This is a genomic window from Microbispora sp. CL1-1, assembly GCF_012034195.1.
GTDB lineage: Bacteria > Actinomycetota > Actinomycetes > Streptosporangiales > Streptosporangiaceae > Microbispora.
On sequence record NZ_JAATEK010000010.1, the window covers coordinates 128132 to 144509 of the forward strand.

17 protein-coding genes and 3 pseudogenes are annotated in these 16378 nt (G+C 68.4%); 17 read left to right on the plus strand and 3 right to left on the minus strand.

What is annotated here, in order from left to right; genetic code table 11:
• The first annotated feature begins 45 nt into the window (after nt 1-45).
• The 6 genes from nuoL to HCK04_RS15160 all read left to right on the plus strand — a co-directional run bounded on the left by nuoL (nt 46) and on the right by HCK04_RS15160 (nt 7590).
• A complete protein-coding gene (nuoL, locus tag HCK04_RS15135; RefSeq protein ID WP_142648072.1) occupies nt 46-1887 on the plus strand; it encodes an NADH-quinone oxidoreductase subunit L in 1842 nt (613 codons plus the stop codon).
• Nucleotides 1887-3392: an NADH-quinone oxidoreductase subunit M gene (locus HCK04_RS15140; RefSeq protein ID WP_142647968.1), complete on the plus strand. Its 1506-nt coding sequence runs from the start codon at nt 1887-1889 to the stop codon at nt 3390-3392. The genes nuoL and HCK04_RS15140 overlap by 1 nt, the downstream gene beginning before the upstream one ends.
• Entirely contained in the window at nt 3392-4945 is a 1554-nt protein-coding gene (gene nuoN / locus HCK04_RS15145; RefSeq protein WP_142647969.1) for an NADH-quinone oxidoreductase subunit NuoN, read from the plus strand. Before HCK04_RS15140 ends, nuoN begins: the two co-directional genes overlap by 1 nt.
• A gap of 11 nt (nt 4946-4956) precedes the next feature.
• Complete coding sequence (locus HCK04_RS15150) at nt 4957-5952, plus strand: polyprenyl synthetase family protein (protein ID WP_142647970.1); 996 nt, start codon at nt 4957-4959, stop codon at nt 5950-5952.
• Nucleotides 5953-6080: 128 nt separating this feature from the next.
• The gene (locus HCK04_RS15155; protein WP_142647971.1) at nt 6081-6917 is read left to right on the plus strand and encodes a hypothetical protein; all 837 of its coding nucleotides are present in this window, start codon (nt 6081-6083) and stop codon (nt 6915-6917) included.
• 58 nt (nt 6918-6975) lie between these two features.
• Complete coding sequence (locus tag HCK04_RS15160; RefSeq protein ID WP_260617270.1) at nt 6976-7590, plus strand: GNAT family N-acetyltransferase; 615 nt, start codon at nt 6976-6978, stop codon at nt 7588-7590.
• Nucleotides 7591-7629: 39 nt separating this feature from the next.
• On the opposite strand, the gene HCK04_RS15165 is transcribed toward HCK04_RS15160, so the two are convergent.
• Nucleotides 7630-8373 carry an NAD(P)H-binding protein gene (locus HCK04_RS15165; RefSeq protein ID WP_142647972.1) on the minus strand — a complete coding sequence of 248 codons (744 nt, stop codon included), beginning with the start codon at nt 8371-8373 and terminating at the stop codon, nt 7630-7632.
• A gap of 78 nt (nt 8374-8451) precedes the next feature.
• Between HCK04_RS15165 and HCK04_RS15170 the strand changes: the two genes are divergently transcribed.
• Both HCK04_RS15170 and HCK04_RS15175 read left to right on the plus strand, forming a co-directional pair.
• Entirely contained in the window at nt 8452-8925 is a 474-nt protein-coding gene (locus tag HCK04_RS15170) for an Rrf2 family transcriptional regulator (RefSeq protein WP_142647973.1), read from the plus strand.
• Between the two features lie 155 nt (nt 8926-9080).
• Nucleotides 9081-10508: an NAD-dependent succinate-semialdehyde dehydrogenase gene (locus HCK04_RS15175; RefSeq protein ID WP_142647974.1), complete on the plus strand. Its 1428-nt coding sequence runs from the start codon at nt 9081-9083 to the stop codon at nt 10506-10508.
• A gap of 4 nt (nt 10509-10512) precedes the next feature.
• Here HCK04_RS15175 and HCK04_RS15180 read toward each other — a convergent pair whose 3' ends face one another.
• Together HCK04_RS15180 and rarD are read right to left on the minus strand one after the other, a co-directional pair.
• On the minus strand, nt 10513-11352 hold the full coding sequence (locus tag HCK04_RS15180; protein WP_142647975.1) for a TIGR03621 family F420-dependent LLM class oxidoreductase: 840 nt from the start codon (nt 11350-11352) through the stop codon (nt 10513-10515).
• An 86-nt stretch (nt 11353-11438) separates the two neighbouring features.
• Entirely contained in the window at nt 11439-12344 is a 906-nt protein-coding gene (gene rarD, locus HCK04_RS15185) for an EamA family transporter RarD (RefSeq protein ID WP_142647976.1), read from the minus strand.
• Nucleotides 12345-12479: 135 nt separating this feature from the next.
• On the opposite strand from rarD, the gene msrA reads away from it, so the two are divergent.
• From msrA to HCK04_RS15235, 9 genes and pseudogenes are all read left to right on the plus strand, one after another.
• Entirely contained in the window at nt 12480-13142 is a 663-nt protein-coding gene (gene msrA, locus HCK04_RS15190) for a peptide-methionine (S)-S-oxide reductase MsrA (protein WP_142647977.1), read from the plus strand.
• A gap of 126 nt (nt 13143-13268) precedes the next feature.
• Entirely contained in the window at nt 13269-13475 is a 207-nt protein-coding gene (locus tag HCK04_RS15195) for a hypothetical protein (protein WP_139579074.1), read from the plus strand.
• Nucleotides 13472-13888 carry a PIN domain-containing protein gene (locus HCK04_RS15200; protein WP_142647978.1) on the plus strand — a complete coding sequence of 139 codons (417 nt, stop codon included), beginning with the start codon at nt 13472-13474 and terminating at the stop codon, nt 13886-13888. Before HCK04_RS15195 ends, HCK04_RS15200 begins: the two co-directional genes overlap by 4 nt.
• Before the next feature lie 83 nt (nt 13889-13971).
• Nucleotides 13972-14082 (plus strand): annotated as a pseudogene (locus HCK04_RS42390) (peptide-methionine (S)-S-oxide reductase); the annotation flags it as partial.
• Nucleotides 14083-14175: 93 nt separating this feature from the next.
• Nucleotides 14176-14487 carry a hypothetical protein gene (locus HCK04_RS15210; protein WP_138459484.1) on the plus strand — a complete coding sequence of 104 codons (312 nt, stop codon included), beginning with the start codon at nt 14176-14178 and terminating at the stop codon, nt 14485-14487.
• Complete coding sequence (locus HCK04_RS15215) at nt 14463-14879, plus strand: PIN domain-containing protein (protein ID WP_142647979.1); 417 nt, start codon at nt 14463-14465, stop codon at nt 14877-14879. The genes HCK04_RS15210 and HCK04_RS15215 overlap by 25 nt, the downstream gene beginning before the upstream one ends.
• Before the next feature lie 26 nt (nt 14880-14905).
• Nucleotides 14906-15007: pseudogene (locus HCK04_RS15220) on the plus strand (peptide-methionine (S)-S-oxide reductase); the annotation flags it as partial.
• 120 nt (nt 15008-15127) lie between these two features.
• Nucleotides 15128-15598 carry a hypothetical protein gene (locus tag HCK04_RS15225; RefSeq protein ID WP_142647980.1) on the plus strand — a complete coding sequence of 157 codons (471 nt, stop codon included), beginning with the start codon at nt 15128-15130 and terminating at the stop codon, nt 15596-15598.
• Nucleotides 15599-15988: 390 nt separating this feature from the next.
• A pseudogene (locus tag HCK04_RS15235) lies at nt 15989-16087 on the plus strand (peptide-methionine (S)-S-oxide reductase); the annotation flags it as partial.
• Between the last annotated feature and the right edge of the window lie 291 nt (nt 16088-16378).

The window sequence follows — 16378 nt, forward strand, 5'->3', positions numbered from 1 at the left end:
GAGATCATCCAGCACTCCGGCGGAGCGATCGGAGCAGCCTGGCTCATGATCGCTCTGCCCCTGGTGGGAGCGGCGGTCCTCCTGCTTGGCGGCCGGAGGACCGACAAGTTCGGCCACCTGCTGGGCGTGCTCATGGCCGTCGCGTCCTTCGTGGTGGCGGCGCTGTCGTTCGTGCAGCTGCTCGGCTTCGCCCCCGGCGAGCGCCGCCGCGGGATCGAGCTGTACGACTTCATCCCGGGCCTCGCCAAGGTGGGCCTGCTGGTCGACCCGCTGTCGATCTCGTTCTGCCTGCTGATCACCTTCGTGGGCTCGCTGATCCACATCTACTCGATCGGCTACATGGCGCACGACCCGAACAGGCGGCGGTTCTTCGCCTACCTGAACCTGTTCGTCGCGGCGATGCTCCTGCTGGTGCTCGCCGACAACTACGTCGCCCTGTTCGTCGGCTGGGAAGGCGTGGGTCTCGCGTCGTACCTGCTGATCGGGTTCTGGCAGCACAAGCCCTCGGCGGCGACCGCGGCCAAGAAGGCGTTCATCGTCAACCGCGTCGGCGACTTCGGCCTGCTGATCGGCATCTTCACGATCTTCGCGACGTTCCACACGCTGGCCTTCAGCGACGTCCTCGGGAACGCCTCGAAGGCGTCCTCCGGCACGCTGACCGCGATCGGCCTGCTGCTGCTGGTCGGCGCCTGCGGTAAGTCGGCGCAGCTCCCGCTGCAGTCCTGGCTCCTCGACGCGATGGAGGGCCCGACCCCGGTCTCGGCTCTCATCCACGCGGCGACCATGGTCACCGCCGGCGTCTACCTGATCGTCCGGTCCGGCCCGATCTTCGAGGGCGCCGGGACCGCGCAGCTCGTGGTGACGATCGTCGGCGTCGCGACGCTGCTCGCCGGTGCGATCATCGGTACCGCCAAGGACGACATCAAGAAGGCGCTGGCCGGTTCGACGATGTCGCAGATCGGCTACATGGTGCTCGCCGCGGGCATCGGCCCGGTGGGCTACGCCTTCGCGATCGCCCACCTGATCACGCACGGCTTCTTCAAGGCCGACATGTTCCTCGGCGCCGGCTCCGTCATGCACGCCATGAACGACGAGGTCGACATGCGCAAGTACGGCGCGCTGCGCAAGGTCATGCCGGTCACGTTCGTGACGTTCCTCATCGGATACCTGGCGATCATCGGGTTCCCGCTGCTGTCCGGTTACTTCACCAAGGACGGCATCATCGAGACCGCGATGGAGCACAACGCGATCCTCGGCTGGCTGGCCGTGCTCGGCGCGGGCATCACCGGCTTCTACATGTCGCGCCTGGTGTTCATGACGTTCTTCGGCACCAAGCGCTGGGAGCCCACGGCCCACCCGCACGAGTCGCCCGCCGTCATGACCTGGCCGCTGATCATCCTGTCGATCGGCGCTATCGGGCTGGGCGCCTTCCTGGTGCTGGGCAACCGGTTCATGACCTTCCTCGCGCCGGCCGTCGGCGCGCCGGAGGAGATGCCGTCGTTCCACCCGTTCAGCCTCACCGGTCTGGTCACGCTCGCGCTCGTCGCGATCGGCGCGGCCTTCGCCTGGGTCAAGTACGGCAGGGCCGAGGTGCCCGCGGTGGCCCCGCGCGCCTCGTTCCTCACCACCTTCGCCCGTCGTGACCTGTACGGCGACGCCCTGAACGAGGCGCTGTTCATGCGCCCCGGCCAGTGGCTGACCCGCCTTGCCGTGTTCTTCGACAACCGCGGCGTCGACGGCCTCGTGAACGGCCTGGCCGCCGGCATCGGCGGCACGTCCGGGCGGCTGCGCAGGGTCCAGACCGGGTTCGTCCGCTCGTACGCGCTGTCGATATTCCTGGGCGCCGCCGTCCTGGCCGGTGCCTGGCTCGTCGTAGGGAACCTGTGATGCCCTGGCTTTCAACCCTGATGGGCGTGTCCGTACTCGGCGCGCTGGGCGTGACCCTTGTCCGCAACGACAAGCTCGCCAAGCAGTTCACCCTCGTGGTGTCGCTGATCGTGCTGGCGCTGACCGTCGCCATGGCGGTCCAGTTCAGCCCGAACGGCGACAAGTTCCAGTTCGCCGAGACGTACGACTGGATCCCCCAGTTCGGGGTCCACTACGGCGTCGCCGTGGACGGCATCGCCCTGGTGCTGATCCTGCTGTCGGCGATCCTCGTGCCGATCGTGGTGCTCGCCTCCTGGCACGACGCCGAGGCCGGCAAGCGCTCGGTCCGCACGTACTTCTCGCTGCTGCTCGTGCTCGAGGCCATGATGATCGGCGTCTTCGCGGCGACCGACGTCTTCCTGTTCTACGTCTTCTTCGAAGCCATGCTGATCCCGATGTACTTCATGATCGGGTCGTACGGCGGGGCGCAGCGGTCGTACGCGGCAGTGAAGTTCCTGCTGTACTCGCTGTTCGGCGGGCTCCTGATGCTCGTGGCGGTGATCGCGCTCTACACGATCGCCGGCAAGGGCACGTTCATGTTCTCCGACCTCGTCGGGACCATCCAGGACGTGACGACGCAGAAGTGGCTGTTCCTCGGCTTCTTCATCGCCTTCGCGATCAAGGCGCCGCTGTGGCCGTTCCACACCTGGCTGCCGGACGCCGCCGCCCAGGCCCCGGCCGGCGCGGCCGTCCTGCTCGTCGGCGTGCTGGACAAGGTCGGCACGTACGGCATGCTCCGCTTCTGCCTTGAGCTCTTCCCGGACGCCGCGAAGTTCTTCACGCCGCTGGTCATCACGCTGTCGGTCATCGGCATCGTGTACGGCGCGATCGTGGCCATCGGGCAGACCGACATGAAGCGGCTCATCGCGTACACCTCGGTGTCGCACTTCGGCTTCATCGCGATGGGCGTGTTCGCGATGACCACCAGCGCGGGCTCGGGTGCGACGCTCTACATGGTCAACCACGGCTTCTCGACCGGCGCGCTGTTCCTGATCGCGGGCTTCCTCATCTACCGCAGGGGCTCGCAGTTCATCGCCGACTACGGCGGCGTGCAGAAGGTGGCCCCGATCCTCGCCGGGACGTTCCTGGTGGCGGGTCTGTCCAGCCTCTCGCTGCCCGGTCTCAGCACGTTCGTCAGCGAGTTCATGGTGCTGACCGGCACCTACCAGCGGTACGTCGTCCCGGCCGTGATCGCCACGGTCGGCGTCATCCTCGCCGCGATCTACATCCTGTGGATGTACCAGCGGACGATGAACGGCCCGACGGCCGAGTCGGTCAAGTCGCTGCCCGACCTCAACGCCAGGGAGAAGTGGGTGGTGGCGCCGCTCGTCGCGCTGCTGCTGGTGTTCGGCTTCTATCCCAAGCCGCTGCTCGACGTGATCAATCCCGCCGTGAAGGACACGCTGTCGAGCGTCTCCGTCACGGACCCGAAGCCGGCCGTACCCGTTGCTCAGGAGGGCCAGTAGTGAACGGCACCATTCAGGCGCCGAGTATCGAGTACGCCCTTCTGGCGCCTCTGCTCGTCGTCTTCGGCGCGGCGATCGTCGGCGTGCTGGTGGAGGCATTCGCCCCGCGCTACCTGCGCTCGGCGATCCACCTGCCGCTCACGTTGCTGTCGCTGGCCGGCGCGTTCGCGCTGGCCGTCTGGCAGGCGATCAAGGGCGTGCCCACCAAGCCCGCCGCGATGGGCGCGGTGGCGGTGGACGGCCCTGCCCTGTTCATCTGGGGCACGATCCTCATCCTCGCCTTCGTGAGCGTGCTGCTCATCAAGGACGAGGAGCACTTCGTCGGCTCCGCGGCGGCCGTGCCCGGCTCCGCCGAGGAGGAGCAGTCGCTCGTCGAGCGGGCCGCGCACACCGAGGTCTACCCGCTGCTGCTGTTCGCGGTCGGCGGCATGCTGCTGTTCCCGGCGGCCAACGACCTGCTCGTCGCGTTCGTCGCCCTTGAGGTCATGTCGCTGCCGCTCTACCTGCTGTGCGGCCTGGCCCGGCGCCGCCGCCTGCTGTCGCAGGAGGCCGCGGTCAAGTACTTCCTGCTCGGCGCGTTCTCCTCGGCCTTCTTCCTGTACGGCACGGCCCTGCTGTACGGCTACGCCGGCTCGGTCGACCTCGCGAAGATCAACCAGGCGCTGGGGTCGGTCGGCGGCCAGGACACCCTGCTCTACATCGGCGCGGCCATGCTCGGCGTCGGTCTGCTCTTCAAGATCGGCGCCGCGCCGTTCCAGGCGTGGAAGCCGGACGTCTACCAGGGCTCGCCCACGCCCATCACCGCGCTGATGGCCTCCGGCACCCTGGTGGCCGCCTTCGGTGCGCTGCTGCGGGTGTTCTGGGTCGGTCTGGGCGGTCTCGACTGGGACTGGCGGCCGGTTTTCTACGGTGTGGCGATCCTCACGATGGTGGTCGGCGCGATCCTCGCGATCACGCAGACCGACATCAAGCGGATGCTCGCCTACTCGTCCATCGCGCACGGCGGTTTCCTGCTCATCGGCGTGATCGCTACCGGCCACACCCAGGCGGAGAACACCTCGGCCCTGTCCGGCCTGCTGTTCTACCTGGTGGCGTACGGCTTCACCACCGTGGGCGCGTTCGCCGTCGTCACGATGGTGCGCGACGCGGGCGGCGAGGCATGGCACCTGTCCCGCTGGGCCGGGCTCGGCAAGCGCTCGCCGCTGCTGGCCGGGACGTTCGCGTTCTTCCTGCTGGCCTTCGCCGGTATCCCGCTGACCAGCGGATTCTTCGGGAAGTACGCGGTCTTCCAGGCCGCCGTCGCCAACGGCGCCACGCCGCTGGTCATCATCGGTGTGGTGGCCTCGGCCATCGCCGCCTTCTTCTACGTGCGCGTGATCGTGCTGATGTTCTTCAGCGACCCGGCCGCCGACGGCCCGTCCGTCGTGCTGCCCTCCAGGGGCACCGCGGCCGTCGTCGGCATCGCGGCATTGGCTACCGTAGTTCTCGGGGTCTATCCCCAGCCTGTGCTGGACCTCGCGCACACGGCAGCACAATCCCTGTTCGTCCGTTAGGAGATCTCCGTATGGCCGCGCCGCCCGTTGTGGACCTTCCTCTTGTAGACGAGCGGCTGGCCAGCGATCTCGCCGACGGGCTCGCGGCGGTGGAGAAGCTGCTGCGCTCGTCGGTCGAGAGTGAGGACGCCTTCGTCACCCAGACGTCCAGGCACCTCATCGAGGCGGGCGGCAAGCGGTTCCGGGCGATGCTCGTGCTGCTGGCCGCCCAGTTCGGAAATCCGGACGCCCCGGGCGTCGTGCCCGGGGCCGTCGTCATCGAGCTGACCCACCTGGCCACGCTCTACCACGACGACGTGATGGACGAGGCCCCGGTGCGCCGGGGCTCCCAGTCCGCCAACGCCCGGTGGGACAACACCGTGGCCATCCTCACCGGCGACTACCTGTTCGCCCAGGCGTCGGAGATCCTCGCCGACCTCGGCCCCGAGCTCATCCGGATCCAGGCGCGTACGTTCTCCCGCCTGGTGCGCGGGCAGATCCGCGAGACGGTCGGGCCCGCCGAGGGCAGCGACGCGATCGCCCACTACATCAGCGTGCTGGCCGACAAGACCGGCTCCCTCATCGCCACCTCGGGCCGCTTCGGGGCCATGCTGGCCGGCGCTCCCGCCGACGTGGTCGACCGGCTGGCCGACGCCTGTGAGGCGATCGGCGTGGCCTGGCAGCTCGGCGACGACCTCATCGACGTGGCCGCGCTCAGCGACGACTCGGGCAAGACCCCCGGCACCGACCTGCGCGAGGGCATCCGCACGCTCCCCGTGCTGTACGCCCTGGCCTCCGACGACCCCGCCGACGCCCGGCTGCGCACCCTGCTGTCGGGGCCCGTGGCCGAGGAGGACGTCGAGGAGGCGCTGACGCTGCTGCGCGCCCACCGGGCCATGGACCAGGCCCGCGAGGAGCTCTCCCGCTGGATCGACCGGGCCAAGGCCGCCCTCGCCGGTCTGCCCGAAATCCCCGCGCGTACGGCCCTGATCGCCCTGTGCGACTACGTCGTCGAGCGCACCGGCTGACCGTCCCATAAGGGATCATTGCTCGGGTGAAGATCACCCGGTGCGCCGTCTTGTGCCTCGCCGTCGTGACGGCCTGTGGCAGCACGCCCCGTGCGGGCACGCCCCCCACCCCGACACCGGGGAGTCCTGTGCCCATCGACGCCGTCGTCGTGGACGAGGACCAGGCACTCACGTGCGGAGAGGGCGAGGGAGAGGGCTCAGCGCAAGCCCTGTGCGACGCCATCGCCGCCGCGGCTTCGCGCGCGTCGGCACGCCCCTCCTCGACACCGTCCGTGGAACAGGTCTTCGAGGCGGAGGTGGTTAAGAAGGGGCGGCCGCTCTCGGTCGCGAACCCCGGGAGTGGCCCTGGCGATCCCCGGCTTCTGCGGGCCCTGCTCGTCGACTATCAGGGGGTCCACGAGTCGATCACCAGACCGGGCGCGGTCGTGGCCCTGCCCGCCGCCGCGGACGACGCCTCGGCGTTCCTCGCACTCCGTCAGGCGGCCGGGGCTTCTGCCGGGGCTTCCACCTGCCAGAGGGTGGCCGAGGGGTCGTGGCGCGTCGTGCTGCGTGATTTCAACAGGCCGGGCGTGCAGATCGCCGCGGCGCTGCTGAGCGCCATGAGCGATGGGGCGTGGAGACGGTCGGCGGAGTTCTCGGAGACCATCGTCACGGGCCCTGCTCCGATGCTGACCGGCCTCGGCGACCCCGCTGCAATGGACTCCTGCCGGACTTTCCTCGGGGAGGAGGGCAATCCCTTCCGCGTGCGGTCGATCTCCGTGCCGCGTCTCGGCACCCGGTCCTGGGCCTTCCGGGTAATGGAGGGGAAGTCGGTCACGCAGTGGGTCGAGGTGGTGCGGACGCCGCGTTACGTGTTGGAGGTGCGGATTCCGAAACAGCTCCCCGCGCCGCGCACCGACCCGGCCGTACTGCTGCCGCGCATCACCGAGGCCGCGTACGCCAGGGCCGAGGCCGCGCTGGGCTGACGCCTTCAGTGCCTTTCCGAGGCTCCCGCCCGTACGGCGTTCGCCTACGCTGTGGCGGGTGTTGCACAACGACAGTGGTGAAGAGACCGCGCACGAGTCGGCGGGCGACAGGGCGGGCGGCCACCCGCGCGTGACCCTGCGCCGGATCACGGCGCAGGACGAGGCCGAGTTCCTCGAACTGGTGCGAGCGAGCATCGACCTCCACCATCCGTGGATGTCCCTGCCCACCACGAGCGAGGAGTTCCGGGCCTATCTGGCCCGATTCGACGATCCCCGGTCCGCCGAGGGCCTGCTGGTCTGCGTACGGCAGACCGGTGAGATCGCGGGGAACATCAACATCAACAGCATCATCCGGGGACGCTTCCAGTGCGGCTCCCTCGGATACGCGGCCTTCGCGCCCACCGCAGGCCAGGGATACATGTCCGAAGGTCTCGGCCTGGTGCTGCGTCACGCCTTCCAGGAGTTGCGGCTCCACCGGCTGGAGGCCAATGTCCAGCCGGGCAACCACGCCTCCCGAAGGCTGCTCGAACGGCACGGTTTCCGCCGTGAGGGGTATTCGCCGGAGATGCTGTTCATCGACGGCGCCTGGCGGGACCACGAACGATGGGCCATCACGTCCACCATGATGGGCATCGTCCCGGATAGTCCGCACCCGACGCTGCCCGCTCGCTGACCGCGGGCGGGCGAGACGTGCTCAGTGCTGGGCCTGCGTCTAGTGCTGGGCCGCGAGCCACTCGTCGAAGGAGGTCGGCGCGATGCGGGCGCCTTCTCCGGGCAGCAGCACGTTGCCGGCCATCGCCGGGCCGAAGAGTCCCGACCAGGTCGGCACCAGCTTGACCGTACGGCCGCGTGCCGCGAGGGTGCGCCGGGCCATGTCGACGAGGTCCTGCGGCTCGGGACCGGCCACGTCGGTGTAACGGCCCTGCGGGTCGCCCACCGCGATCTCGGCGAGCACCTCGGCCACGTCGGCGGGCGCGATCGGCTGCACCAGCAGCGGCGCGATCGTGGCGACGCCGTCCTGCTCCATCCATCCCGCCACCATCTCGGCGAAGTCGTGGAACTGCGCGGCCGGCACGATCGTCCACGGCACGGAACCGGCGGACACCAGGCGTTCCTGCTCCCGCTTGCCGGAGTAGTGGGCGTTGCCCTCCACCTTGTGGATGCCGATGATCGAGAGCAGCACGTGGTGGCGGACGCCCGCCCGTTCCTCGGCGGCCAGCAGGTTCCTGGTGGTCGTGCCGAAGTACGCCACCGACTCGTCCCGGTCGGTCGCGTTCGAGCTGATCGCGTCCACGACGGACTCGACGCCGTCCAGGGCCTTGTCGAGCCCCTCGCCCGTCATCAGGTCCACGCCGAGTGAGCGGCTGATCCGTACGACGTCGTGCCCGTCCCGTTCGAGGGCGGCGACGGTGAGCCTGCCGATGTTCCCGGTGGCGCCGGCGACTGCGATACGCATGGTGTTCTCCTTCGCTAGACGCCCCGGACTCTATCTCGGACAAAATAGATCTGCAATCTCTCCAATACACTGGTGGGCATGAAGCTGCCTGCGAGCACCGAGTGGGTGTTGCACTGCGCCACCACGCTGGCGCAGCTCGATCCGGGAGCCACCGCCTCGGCGGCGCAGCTCGCGGACTACTTCGACGTTCCGGCGCCCTATCTGGCCAAGCAGTTGCAGGCGCTCGTCAAAGCCGGTGTGCTGGCCGCGATGACCGGCCCGCGGGGCGGCTTCCGGCTCGCGCGGGCGGCTTCCGACATCACGTTGCTGCAGATCGTCGAGGCGATCGACGGCGGCTCCTCGCCGTACGAGTGCCGCGAGATCCGCCAGCAGGGACGGGGTGCCCTGCCTCCCGAGGACTGCCAGGGGGTCTGCATCATCGCCGAGAAGATGGCCGACGCGCACCGGGCGTGGCGCAGCAGCCTCGCGGGGGTCACGCTCGCCGACATCCTCGACGGGCTGCCCGAATGGGCGCCCGCCCGCACCCGGTCACGCATATCGGCCACACGCTGACCCGGCGGGAAATCGCCTCGTGCTGTCCCACCTGGACGCGCGTGCGGGCCGTTCTGGGCGGAGGTGCCGCGACCGGGCGGAGTATCGTGGCAAGAGGTCCGGCGCCGCCACGGTGCAGTCGGGTGCCGAACGGCGTGCGGGCGCAGGGGGGCGCCATGACCACCGCCACGCCATCCGTGACACGCAGGTCCATCGCCAGCGTGAATCCGTACAACGACGAGGTCCTCGCCGAGTTCCCCGCCATGACCGACGAGGAGGCGGGCCGGGCCGTCGCGGCGGCTCACCAGGCCTTCCAGGAGTGGAGATCGCTCGCCCCGGCAGAACGGGCCGCCGTGGTCGGCCGGGCGGCCTCTCTCATGCGCGAACGCCAGGAGGAACTCGCCCGGACGGTGACGCTGGAAATGGGCAAGCTCATCGGCGAGAGCCGCGGAGAGGCGGACCTGTCGGCGGACATCCTGAGCTACTACGCCGAGCATGGGCCCGCCTTCCTCGCCGACCGCCCGCTTCCCGTCGAGGAGGGGAATGCCGTGGTGGCCAACCGGCCGCTCGGCGCGCTCCTCGGGATCATGCCGTGGAACTACCCGCTTTACCAGGTCGCCCGCTTCGCGGCGCCGAACCTGGTCGCCGGCAACACGATCCTGCTCAAGCACGCGAGCAACTGCCCGCAGTCGGCGCTCGCGTTGGAGCGGCTGTTCCACGACGCCGGCGCGCCGCCCGGGGTCTACGTCAACCTGTTCCTGCCGTCGGCGCGAGTGGGCACTGTGATCGACGATCCCCTGATCCAGGGTGTCTCCCTCACCGGCAGTGATCGTGCGGGCGCCGGCGCCGCCGAAAGGGCGGGACGCAACATCGAGAAGACCGTGCTCGAACTCGGGGGGAGCGATCCGTTCATCGTGCTCGACACGGAGGACTTCGACCGGACCGTGGAGGCCGCGGCGGTCGGCCGGCTGTCCAACATGGGGCAGAGTTGCGTGAGCGCCAAGCGGATGATCCTCCTGCCGCACGTCTACCGCCGCTTCGTCGAGGAACTGCGCCGCAGGTTCGAGGCGCTCGTCCCGGGCGACCCGCTGGACCCGGACACCACGCTGGGGCCGCTGTCCTCGGAGCAGGCCGCCGCGAACCTCGTGAGCCAGGTACGCGACACGGTGGCGCAGGGGGCGACCCTGGTGACCGGCGGCGACCGGATCGGCCGGCCCGGCGCCTTCGTCCAGCCGACCATCCTGACGGACGTCAGGCCGGGCATGCGGGCGTACCGCGAGGAACTGTTCGGGCCGGTGGCGGTGATCTACCAGGTGGCCGACGAGAACGAGGCCGTGGCGCTGGCGAACGACACACCGTACGGCCTCGGCGGCGCGGTCTTCTGCAGGGACCTCGACCGGGCGCGGCGGGTGGCGGAGCGGCTCGACGCGGGAATGGTCTGGATCAACCACCCGACCTCCTCCCACCCCGCCCTGCCGTTCGGCGGTATCAAATGCTCTGGATATGGGAGAGAACTGGCGGATCTCGGCATCGAGGAGTTCGTCAACAAGAAGCTGATCCGGACCTTCCCGACGACCGTACCGATCGGCTTCGCCACGGGGTGAGCCGTCAGCTGCCGGCGAGGAGTTCGACCACGGGGGCGAGGGCGTCGGCGAAGAAGCCGCCGACGGTGATGTAGGACAGGCCCAGCTCGTCGCGGCGGCGCAGCAGCGTGTCGGCCATCTCGCGAGGCGAGCCGCGCAGGATGGCGGCGGCCTCCGCCGACGGGGTTCTGAGCCCCTCAGGCACCCATGGGGGCGGCTCGTCGCCGATCTGGAGCAGGTTCATGCTCAGCTCGACGTCGTCGAACCTCGCGCCGGCCGCCGCCCGTAGCGTGCCGATGGGCCCGCGCAGGCCCTCCTCCGTCGTGTCGGCCTGTACGGCGAGCGCGACGATGTCGGCCTCCTCCGCCGCGAGCGCCAGCATGCGGGGACCGGCTCCCGCGATCATGATCGGTGGCCCCTGGCGCTGCACGGTGCTCTTGGAGAAGGCGTTGGTCCCGGCGAAGGCCGTCCGCACCTCGCTGATCACCGTGCGGACCTGCGCGATGCGTTCGGCCGCCGTGCCGTACGGCATGCCGAGCGCCCGGGCGTCCTCCTCGGCGGCGGGCCGCCCGGCCCCCACGCCGACCTCGAGCCGTCCGCCGGACAGGAAGTCGAGCCCGGCGAGCTCGTGCGCGAGCTGCGGGGGATTGCGGTAGGGCGCGGCCAGCACGAACGTGCCCACGCGCAGCGTCGTCGTGACGGTGGCCGCGGCGGTCATCGCGAGCAGCGGCGGCAGCGTCCCCAGCGTGTCGGGGACGAGCAGGGTCGAGTAGCCGAGGTCCTCGGCATGGCGGGCCGTGGCCGTCCACGCGGCGGCATCAGGGGCCATGCCTGCGACGATCCCGAAACGGAATTCCTTGCTCATGCCGCCGATCCTCGCCGTTCAGGACGGTCCCGTCGTCCTCCCGGCGGAGGCGGGTTCCGTACTCCGGGAGGCGTATCCAGGCGGTTTCAGACGGTCTCGAGCGCGGCCGCGCGCTCCAGCCGGGCCGTACGGGCGGAGCGCACGCTGTCCCAGGTGAACACGCTCAGCGCGAGCCAGACGACCACGAACCCGGCCCACCGGCTGACGGGCATGGTCTCGTGGGCGATCAGCACCCCGCACAGGAACTGCAGCACCGGGGCGATGTACTGGAGCAGGCCGATGACGGTGAGCGGCACCCGCAGCGCGGAGGCCGTGAAGAACATCAGCGGCACCGCGGTGATGAGACCGGACACCGCCAGCAGCAGCGCGTGGCCGAGGCCGTGGTTGCCGAAGGTCCCGGTGCCGTTCGTCTGGAGGACGACCAGGTAGCCCAGGGCCGGCACCAGCAGCACGAGCGTCTCGATGGTCAGGCTCTCCGCGCTGCCCACCCCCGCCGCCTTCTTGATCAGGCCGTACGTGCCGAAGCTGGCGGCGAGCGCGAGGGCGATCCACGGGAGACGCCCGTAGTCGAGCGTCAGGATGAGGACCGCGACAGTGCCCAGACCGACGGCGATCCACTGCCACCGGCGCAGCCGCTCCCGGAAGATCAGCACCCCGAACAGCACGCTGACCAGGGGATTGATGAAGTAGCCGAGCGCGCTTTCCACCACATGCCCGGTGTTGACGGCGTAGATGTACACGCCCCAGTTGACCGAGACCGTGACGGCCGCGAGGGCGAGGAGGATGAGCTGGCGGCGTGTGATGGCGCGGATCCACGACCAGTGGCGGCGTACCGCGAGGAGCGTGACCACCACGACCAGCGACCAGACCATCCGGTGGGCGAGGATCTCCACGGCGCCGGACGGCTTGAGCAGAGGCCAGTAGAGAGGGAACAGGCCCCACATGGTGTAGGCGGCGACGCCATACAGGACACCTCGGCGCGTATCAGGCATGAAGCCCATCTTCGCTGCTTACCTGGATTCAGCACAAATAAGGGTCGCTACGTCTGGGATTTAGAGACGCTTACGTGGGGAACAAGGTCGCCCGGTGTCTGGTTGGGGATGGCAGAACGGAAGGAAGGGTGCGAGATGGGCTGGCTCTTCGGCACAAACAAGACGACGATGGTGGACCCCGCGGAGGCGCTGCCGGGCCGCGCCGAGGTCATGCCGGTGGCCACCCGCCACCAGGTCCTCGGCGCGCCGCTGGCTCCGCCGTACCCCGAGGGCACGCAGATCGCCGAGTTCGGGCTGGGCTGCTTCTGGGGCGCCGAGCGCAAGTTCTGGCAGACCCCCGGGGTCGTCTCGACCGCCGTGGGCTACGCGGGCGGCTACACGCCGAACCCGACGTACGAGGAGGTCTGTACCGGCCGGACCGGGCACGCCGAGGTCGTCCGGGTGGTCTTCGACCCGGCCGAGGTGTCGTACGAGGAGCTCCTGAAGGTGTTCTGGGAGGCCCACGACCCCACGCAGGGCATGCGCCAGGGCAACGACGTCGGCACACAGTATCGGTCGGCCATCTACACCCACGGCCCCGAGCAGGCCAAGGCCGCCGTGACGTCCCGGGACGCGTACCAGGAGGTGCTCACCAAGGCCGGGTACGGCGAGATCACCACCGAGATCGCCCCCGCCGGCGAGTTCTACTTCGCGGAGGATTATCACCAGCAATACCTTTTCAAGGTGCCGAACGGCTATTGCGGCATCGGCGGCACCGGCGTGACCTGCCCCGTCGGCTTGACCACCGGCGAGGTGTGACCTTTTGGAACACAGCTGGCCCGGAGCCCGAGCTGCCCCGGGCCGGCACAGTCGCTCTCAGCGGGTTGCGATCAGTTGCCGCGCCACGCGGCTGTCCGGGGCGGTTCCGCTGATTACACTCGATACATGAGCGTGATGCGCGAGGAACTCCACCACCTGGTTGATCGGCTGCCAGAGGAGAAGGTGGCTCCTCTGCTCAGGCTCGTCCGCGATCAGCTCGAAGAGCCGCCTGTGGTGCGCGACCTGCCGTTCATCGGCATGCTCGAAGCCGAGCCGGATTTCGCGGAACGCTCGGAGGAGATTCTCCGCGCGGAGGACAATCACTCTTTGTGATCGTTATCGACTCGGGTCCGTTGGTTGCGGCCGTGAACGTCCGGGACCGCCATCATCAGGCCTGTGCCCGACTTCTGCGGACCCATCCGGGGCCCTTGCTCGTCCCCGCGACCGTGGCTACCGAGGTATGCCAGCTCGTCGAGAAACGGCAGGGCAGCAAAGCGGAGGCGGCGTTCCTACGCTCTTTCGGAGCAGGTCTGACCTTGGTGGATCTCACAGAACGTGATCTGCAGCGTATGGGCGACCTGGTGGAGACGTACGCGAGTCTCCCACTCGGGGCGGTTGATGCCTCTGTGATCGCGATCGCTGAGCGACTCGGTGTCACGGAAGTGGCAACGCTCGACCGCCGCCACTTCACCGTTGTCCGTCCCCAGCACACCGGTGCACTCATGCTGCTGCCGGAGCGGCTCTGAGCGCTGTCCCGTCCTGCGGCCCTGAGCGGTGTGATTCCGCGGCCGAAGCGGCACTGGCGCGAGCTTGCGATTTGTTGCCTGAAGCGGAGCACTACCACCAGCAATACCTCTTTAAGGTGCCGAACGGCTACTGCGGCATCGGCGGCACCGGTGTGAGCTGCCCCGTCGGCCTGACGACCTCTAGCGGGGAGTAGCGGATCGTGAGACCTCCGAGCGGCGTCGCGCTACTCGGAGGTTTCACGTTGCTGGGGCCGATCGTTTGCTACTTGAAGTAGTAAACTGCCGCTATGAGTACGCCTGAACAAGCCTTCCCGCCAGGGGAAGGGCCTGCGGCCAAGGTGAGCGTCTCCTTGCGGGCCGGCAACATCCGCGCGATCAAGGAGCGTGTCGGCGCGCGTGGGTTCTCCGCCTATGTCGACGCCGCTGTGGAGCGGCAGATCGAGAGGGACCTGCTGGAGGAGGCCCTGCAGGCGAACGAGAACGAGTGCGGTCCCATCCCGCAGCATCTGCGGGACGAGGCCGAGCAGCTGTTTCGTAGCGTGAAGTCCGCTCCGGAGCTACAGGAGGAGCGTGGATGGCACGCGCACGAAGCAAGCTGAGTGCGGGGACGGTCATTCTTGACTCCGAGGGACTCTCGAAGTGGTGCGCGGCCGACCAGCGAGTCACGGCGATCGTCCGTGAGGCGCAGAACAACGACTTTCGCGTTGCCGTCAGTGCCCTGACGCCTATCGAGGCCTTCGACGGCCGGGTGACGAACGACCGGTTGCGCTGGCACCTGTCCCGGCTGCGAGTCGAGCCGGTGACCGAGGAGGTCTCCGTCCACGCGCTGGACCTGCTCCGCGAGAGCGGTCTTCACGGCCACAAGTACGCGATCGATGCCGTCGTGGCCGCCACGGCTCTTCGCTCCACCCGGCCCGTCATCGTCCTCACCTCGGACGAGGACGACATGAGCAAGCTCTGCGGAAAGGCAGTCCGCCTCGTGCGGGTGTAGGTGCTGAATTATTGCCCCAGCGATACGACTACCACCAGCAGTATTTGTTCAAGGTGCCGAACGGCTACTGCGGCATCGGCGGCACCGGAGTCTCCTGCCCCGTCGGCCTGACCGCCGGCGAGAGCTGACCTGCGGTAACTGACTGATCCTGGCCCTTGGTCGCCCGACTCACCCGTGCCGATGAGGGGCATGAGCCGTCTCCAGTCCGTCACCTGCATATCAGAACACGTTCTGACTATGATGACGATATGAGTGCGAGCCATGCAGAGTCGGTGACGTTCTCAGACTTGTCAAGGAATCCGCGAGCGGTCGCGGAGCGTGCGACACGTCTGGGGCGCGTACGTGTCACTCATCGGGACGCACCGGACTTCTATCTGACGGCTGCGGACCGCGAGGAGCAGCGAGACCGGACGCTCGCGACGGCGTCTCGCCTGTTCCTTGCGCTCCTCAAACATGATCCGACAGCCAGGACCTTGGTTATCGCGATGCCTGAGGTCTTCCCCTGGGTCCGCCACCTCACCACGGACGAACTGCGGAACTTCACGCTCGAACTGGTCGAGGCTCTGTCCGACGCTGCAGAACTGGACTTGGACAGCAGGGCCGAAGAAGTGATCGTGGGCTGGCGGGCGACGGCTCGGATCAAGGCGGACCCGGCAGAGTACGCGGACGCCCGTAAGCCTACGAGCGGAGACTTCGGACCGGTTGAGGTCTCTGTATGAGTCCCAAACGCGGGGATCGTGTCACCGTTCCCCCTCCTGGCGATGAGTGGGACCTTCGCTTCGCCACCAGTGATGCGGCAAAGGGATGGGACGAACTGTGCAGGCACGCCCTGGCCAACGCACGGCGCTGTCTTGAAACTTTGCGCACGGATCCACGCTCGCGAGCAGATCACGAGCGTCAGCATCGTCTCCGCGGCGACCTCGCAGTTCACCGCCACAACGGCAAGGATCTCGAACAGTGGGAGTTCGAGGTCACAAGTGGAGGCCGTGTCCGGTACGTCATCGATGACGAGGCGCGCACCGTGTGGTTGATCTACGCTTCGCCTCGCCATCCGAAAGACACGGAAGCGTGATCCGTTGCTTGTGGATCTATTGCCTGAAGTGAATCGCTACCACCAGCAGTATTTGTTCAAGGTGCCGAACGGCTACTGCGGCATCGGCGGCACCGGTGTGACCTGCCCCGTCGGCCTGACCGTCGACGAGTCGTAGCACGGCAGAGGCCATAGCCTTCCTAGGAGCTATGGCCTCTATGTCGTCTTCGTGAGTCTGGCGGGAACCTTTAAAGGAGCCCGCGCTGTCTCGCCCACCGAGGTAGCTCGCTGCCGGTGCAAGGAAGACGCATTCCGGTCGCCCTGAGCGCATCTACATGAGTGCAAATCTCCGCTAGGGTCATCTTATCGAGCCGATGCAATCGGGTAAGGAGCCACACTGTCCCATGAATATTGAGACCATTTTTACGGCCCACCTTGGTGGCGTCCCGGTCGTCAGTGATGGCTACCA

Bases quoted from the DNA above. Each gene is read 5' to 3' on its own strand.
- HCK04_RS15225 (WP_142647980.1), top strand. From the start codon at position 15,128: ATGAGTGCGAGCCATGCAGAGTCGGTGACGTTCTCAGACTTGTCAAGG.
- HCK04_RS15195 (WP_139579074.1), top strand. From the start codon at position 13,269: ATGAGCGTGATGCGCGAGGAACTCCACCACCTGGTTGATCGGCTGCCA.
- HCK04_RS15140 (WP_142647968.1), top strand. From the start codon at position 1,887: ATGCCCTGGCTTTCAACCCTGATGGGCGTGTCCGTACTCGGCGCGCTG.
- HCK04_RS15215 (WP_142647979.1), top strand. From the start codon at position 14,463: ATGGCACGCGCACGAAGCAAGCTGAGTGCGGGGACGGTCATTCTTGAC.
- msrA (WP_142647977.1), top strand. From the start codon at position 12,480: ATGGGCTGGCTCTTCGGCACAAACAAGACGACGATGGTGGACCCCGCG.
- HCK04_RS15170 (WP_142647973.1), top strand. From the start codon at position 8,452: ATGAAGCTGCCTGCGAGCACCGAGTGGGTGTTGCACTGCGCCACCACG.
- rarD (WP_142647976.1), bottom strand. From the start codon at position 12,344: ATGCCTGATACGCGCCGAGGTGTCCTGTATGGCGTCGCCGCCTACACC.
- HCK04_RS15210 (WP_138459484.1), top strand. From the start codon at position 14,176: ATGAGTACGCCTGAACAAGCCTTCCCGCCAGGGGAAGGGCCTGCGGCC.
- HCK04_RS15165 (WP_142647972.1), bottom strand. From the start codon at position 8,373: ATGCGTATCGCAGTCGCCGGCGCCACCGGGAACATCGGCAGGCTCACC.
- HCK04_RS15180 (WP_142647975.1), bottom strand. From the start codon at position 11,352: ATGAGCAAGGAATTCCGTTTCGGGATCGTCGCAGGCATGGCCCCTGAT.
- nuoL (WP_142648072.1), top strand. From the start codon at position 46: ATGATCGCTCTGCCCCTGGTGGGAGCGGCGGTCCTCCTGCTTGGCGGC.
- HCK04_RS15150 (WP_142647970.1), top strand. From the start codon at position 4,957: ATGGCCGCGCCGCCCGTTGTGGACCTTCCTCTTGTAGACGAGCGGCTG.
- HCK04_RS15175 (WP_142647974.1), top strand. From the start codon at position 9,081: ATGACCACCGCCACGCCATCCGTGACACGCAGGTCCATCGCCAGCGTG.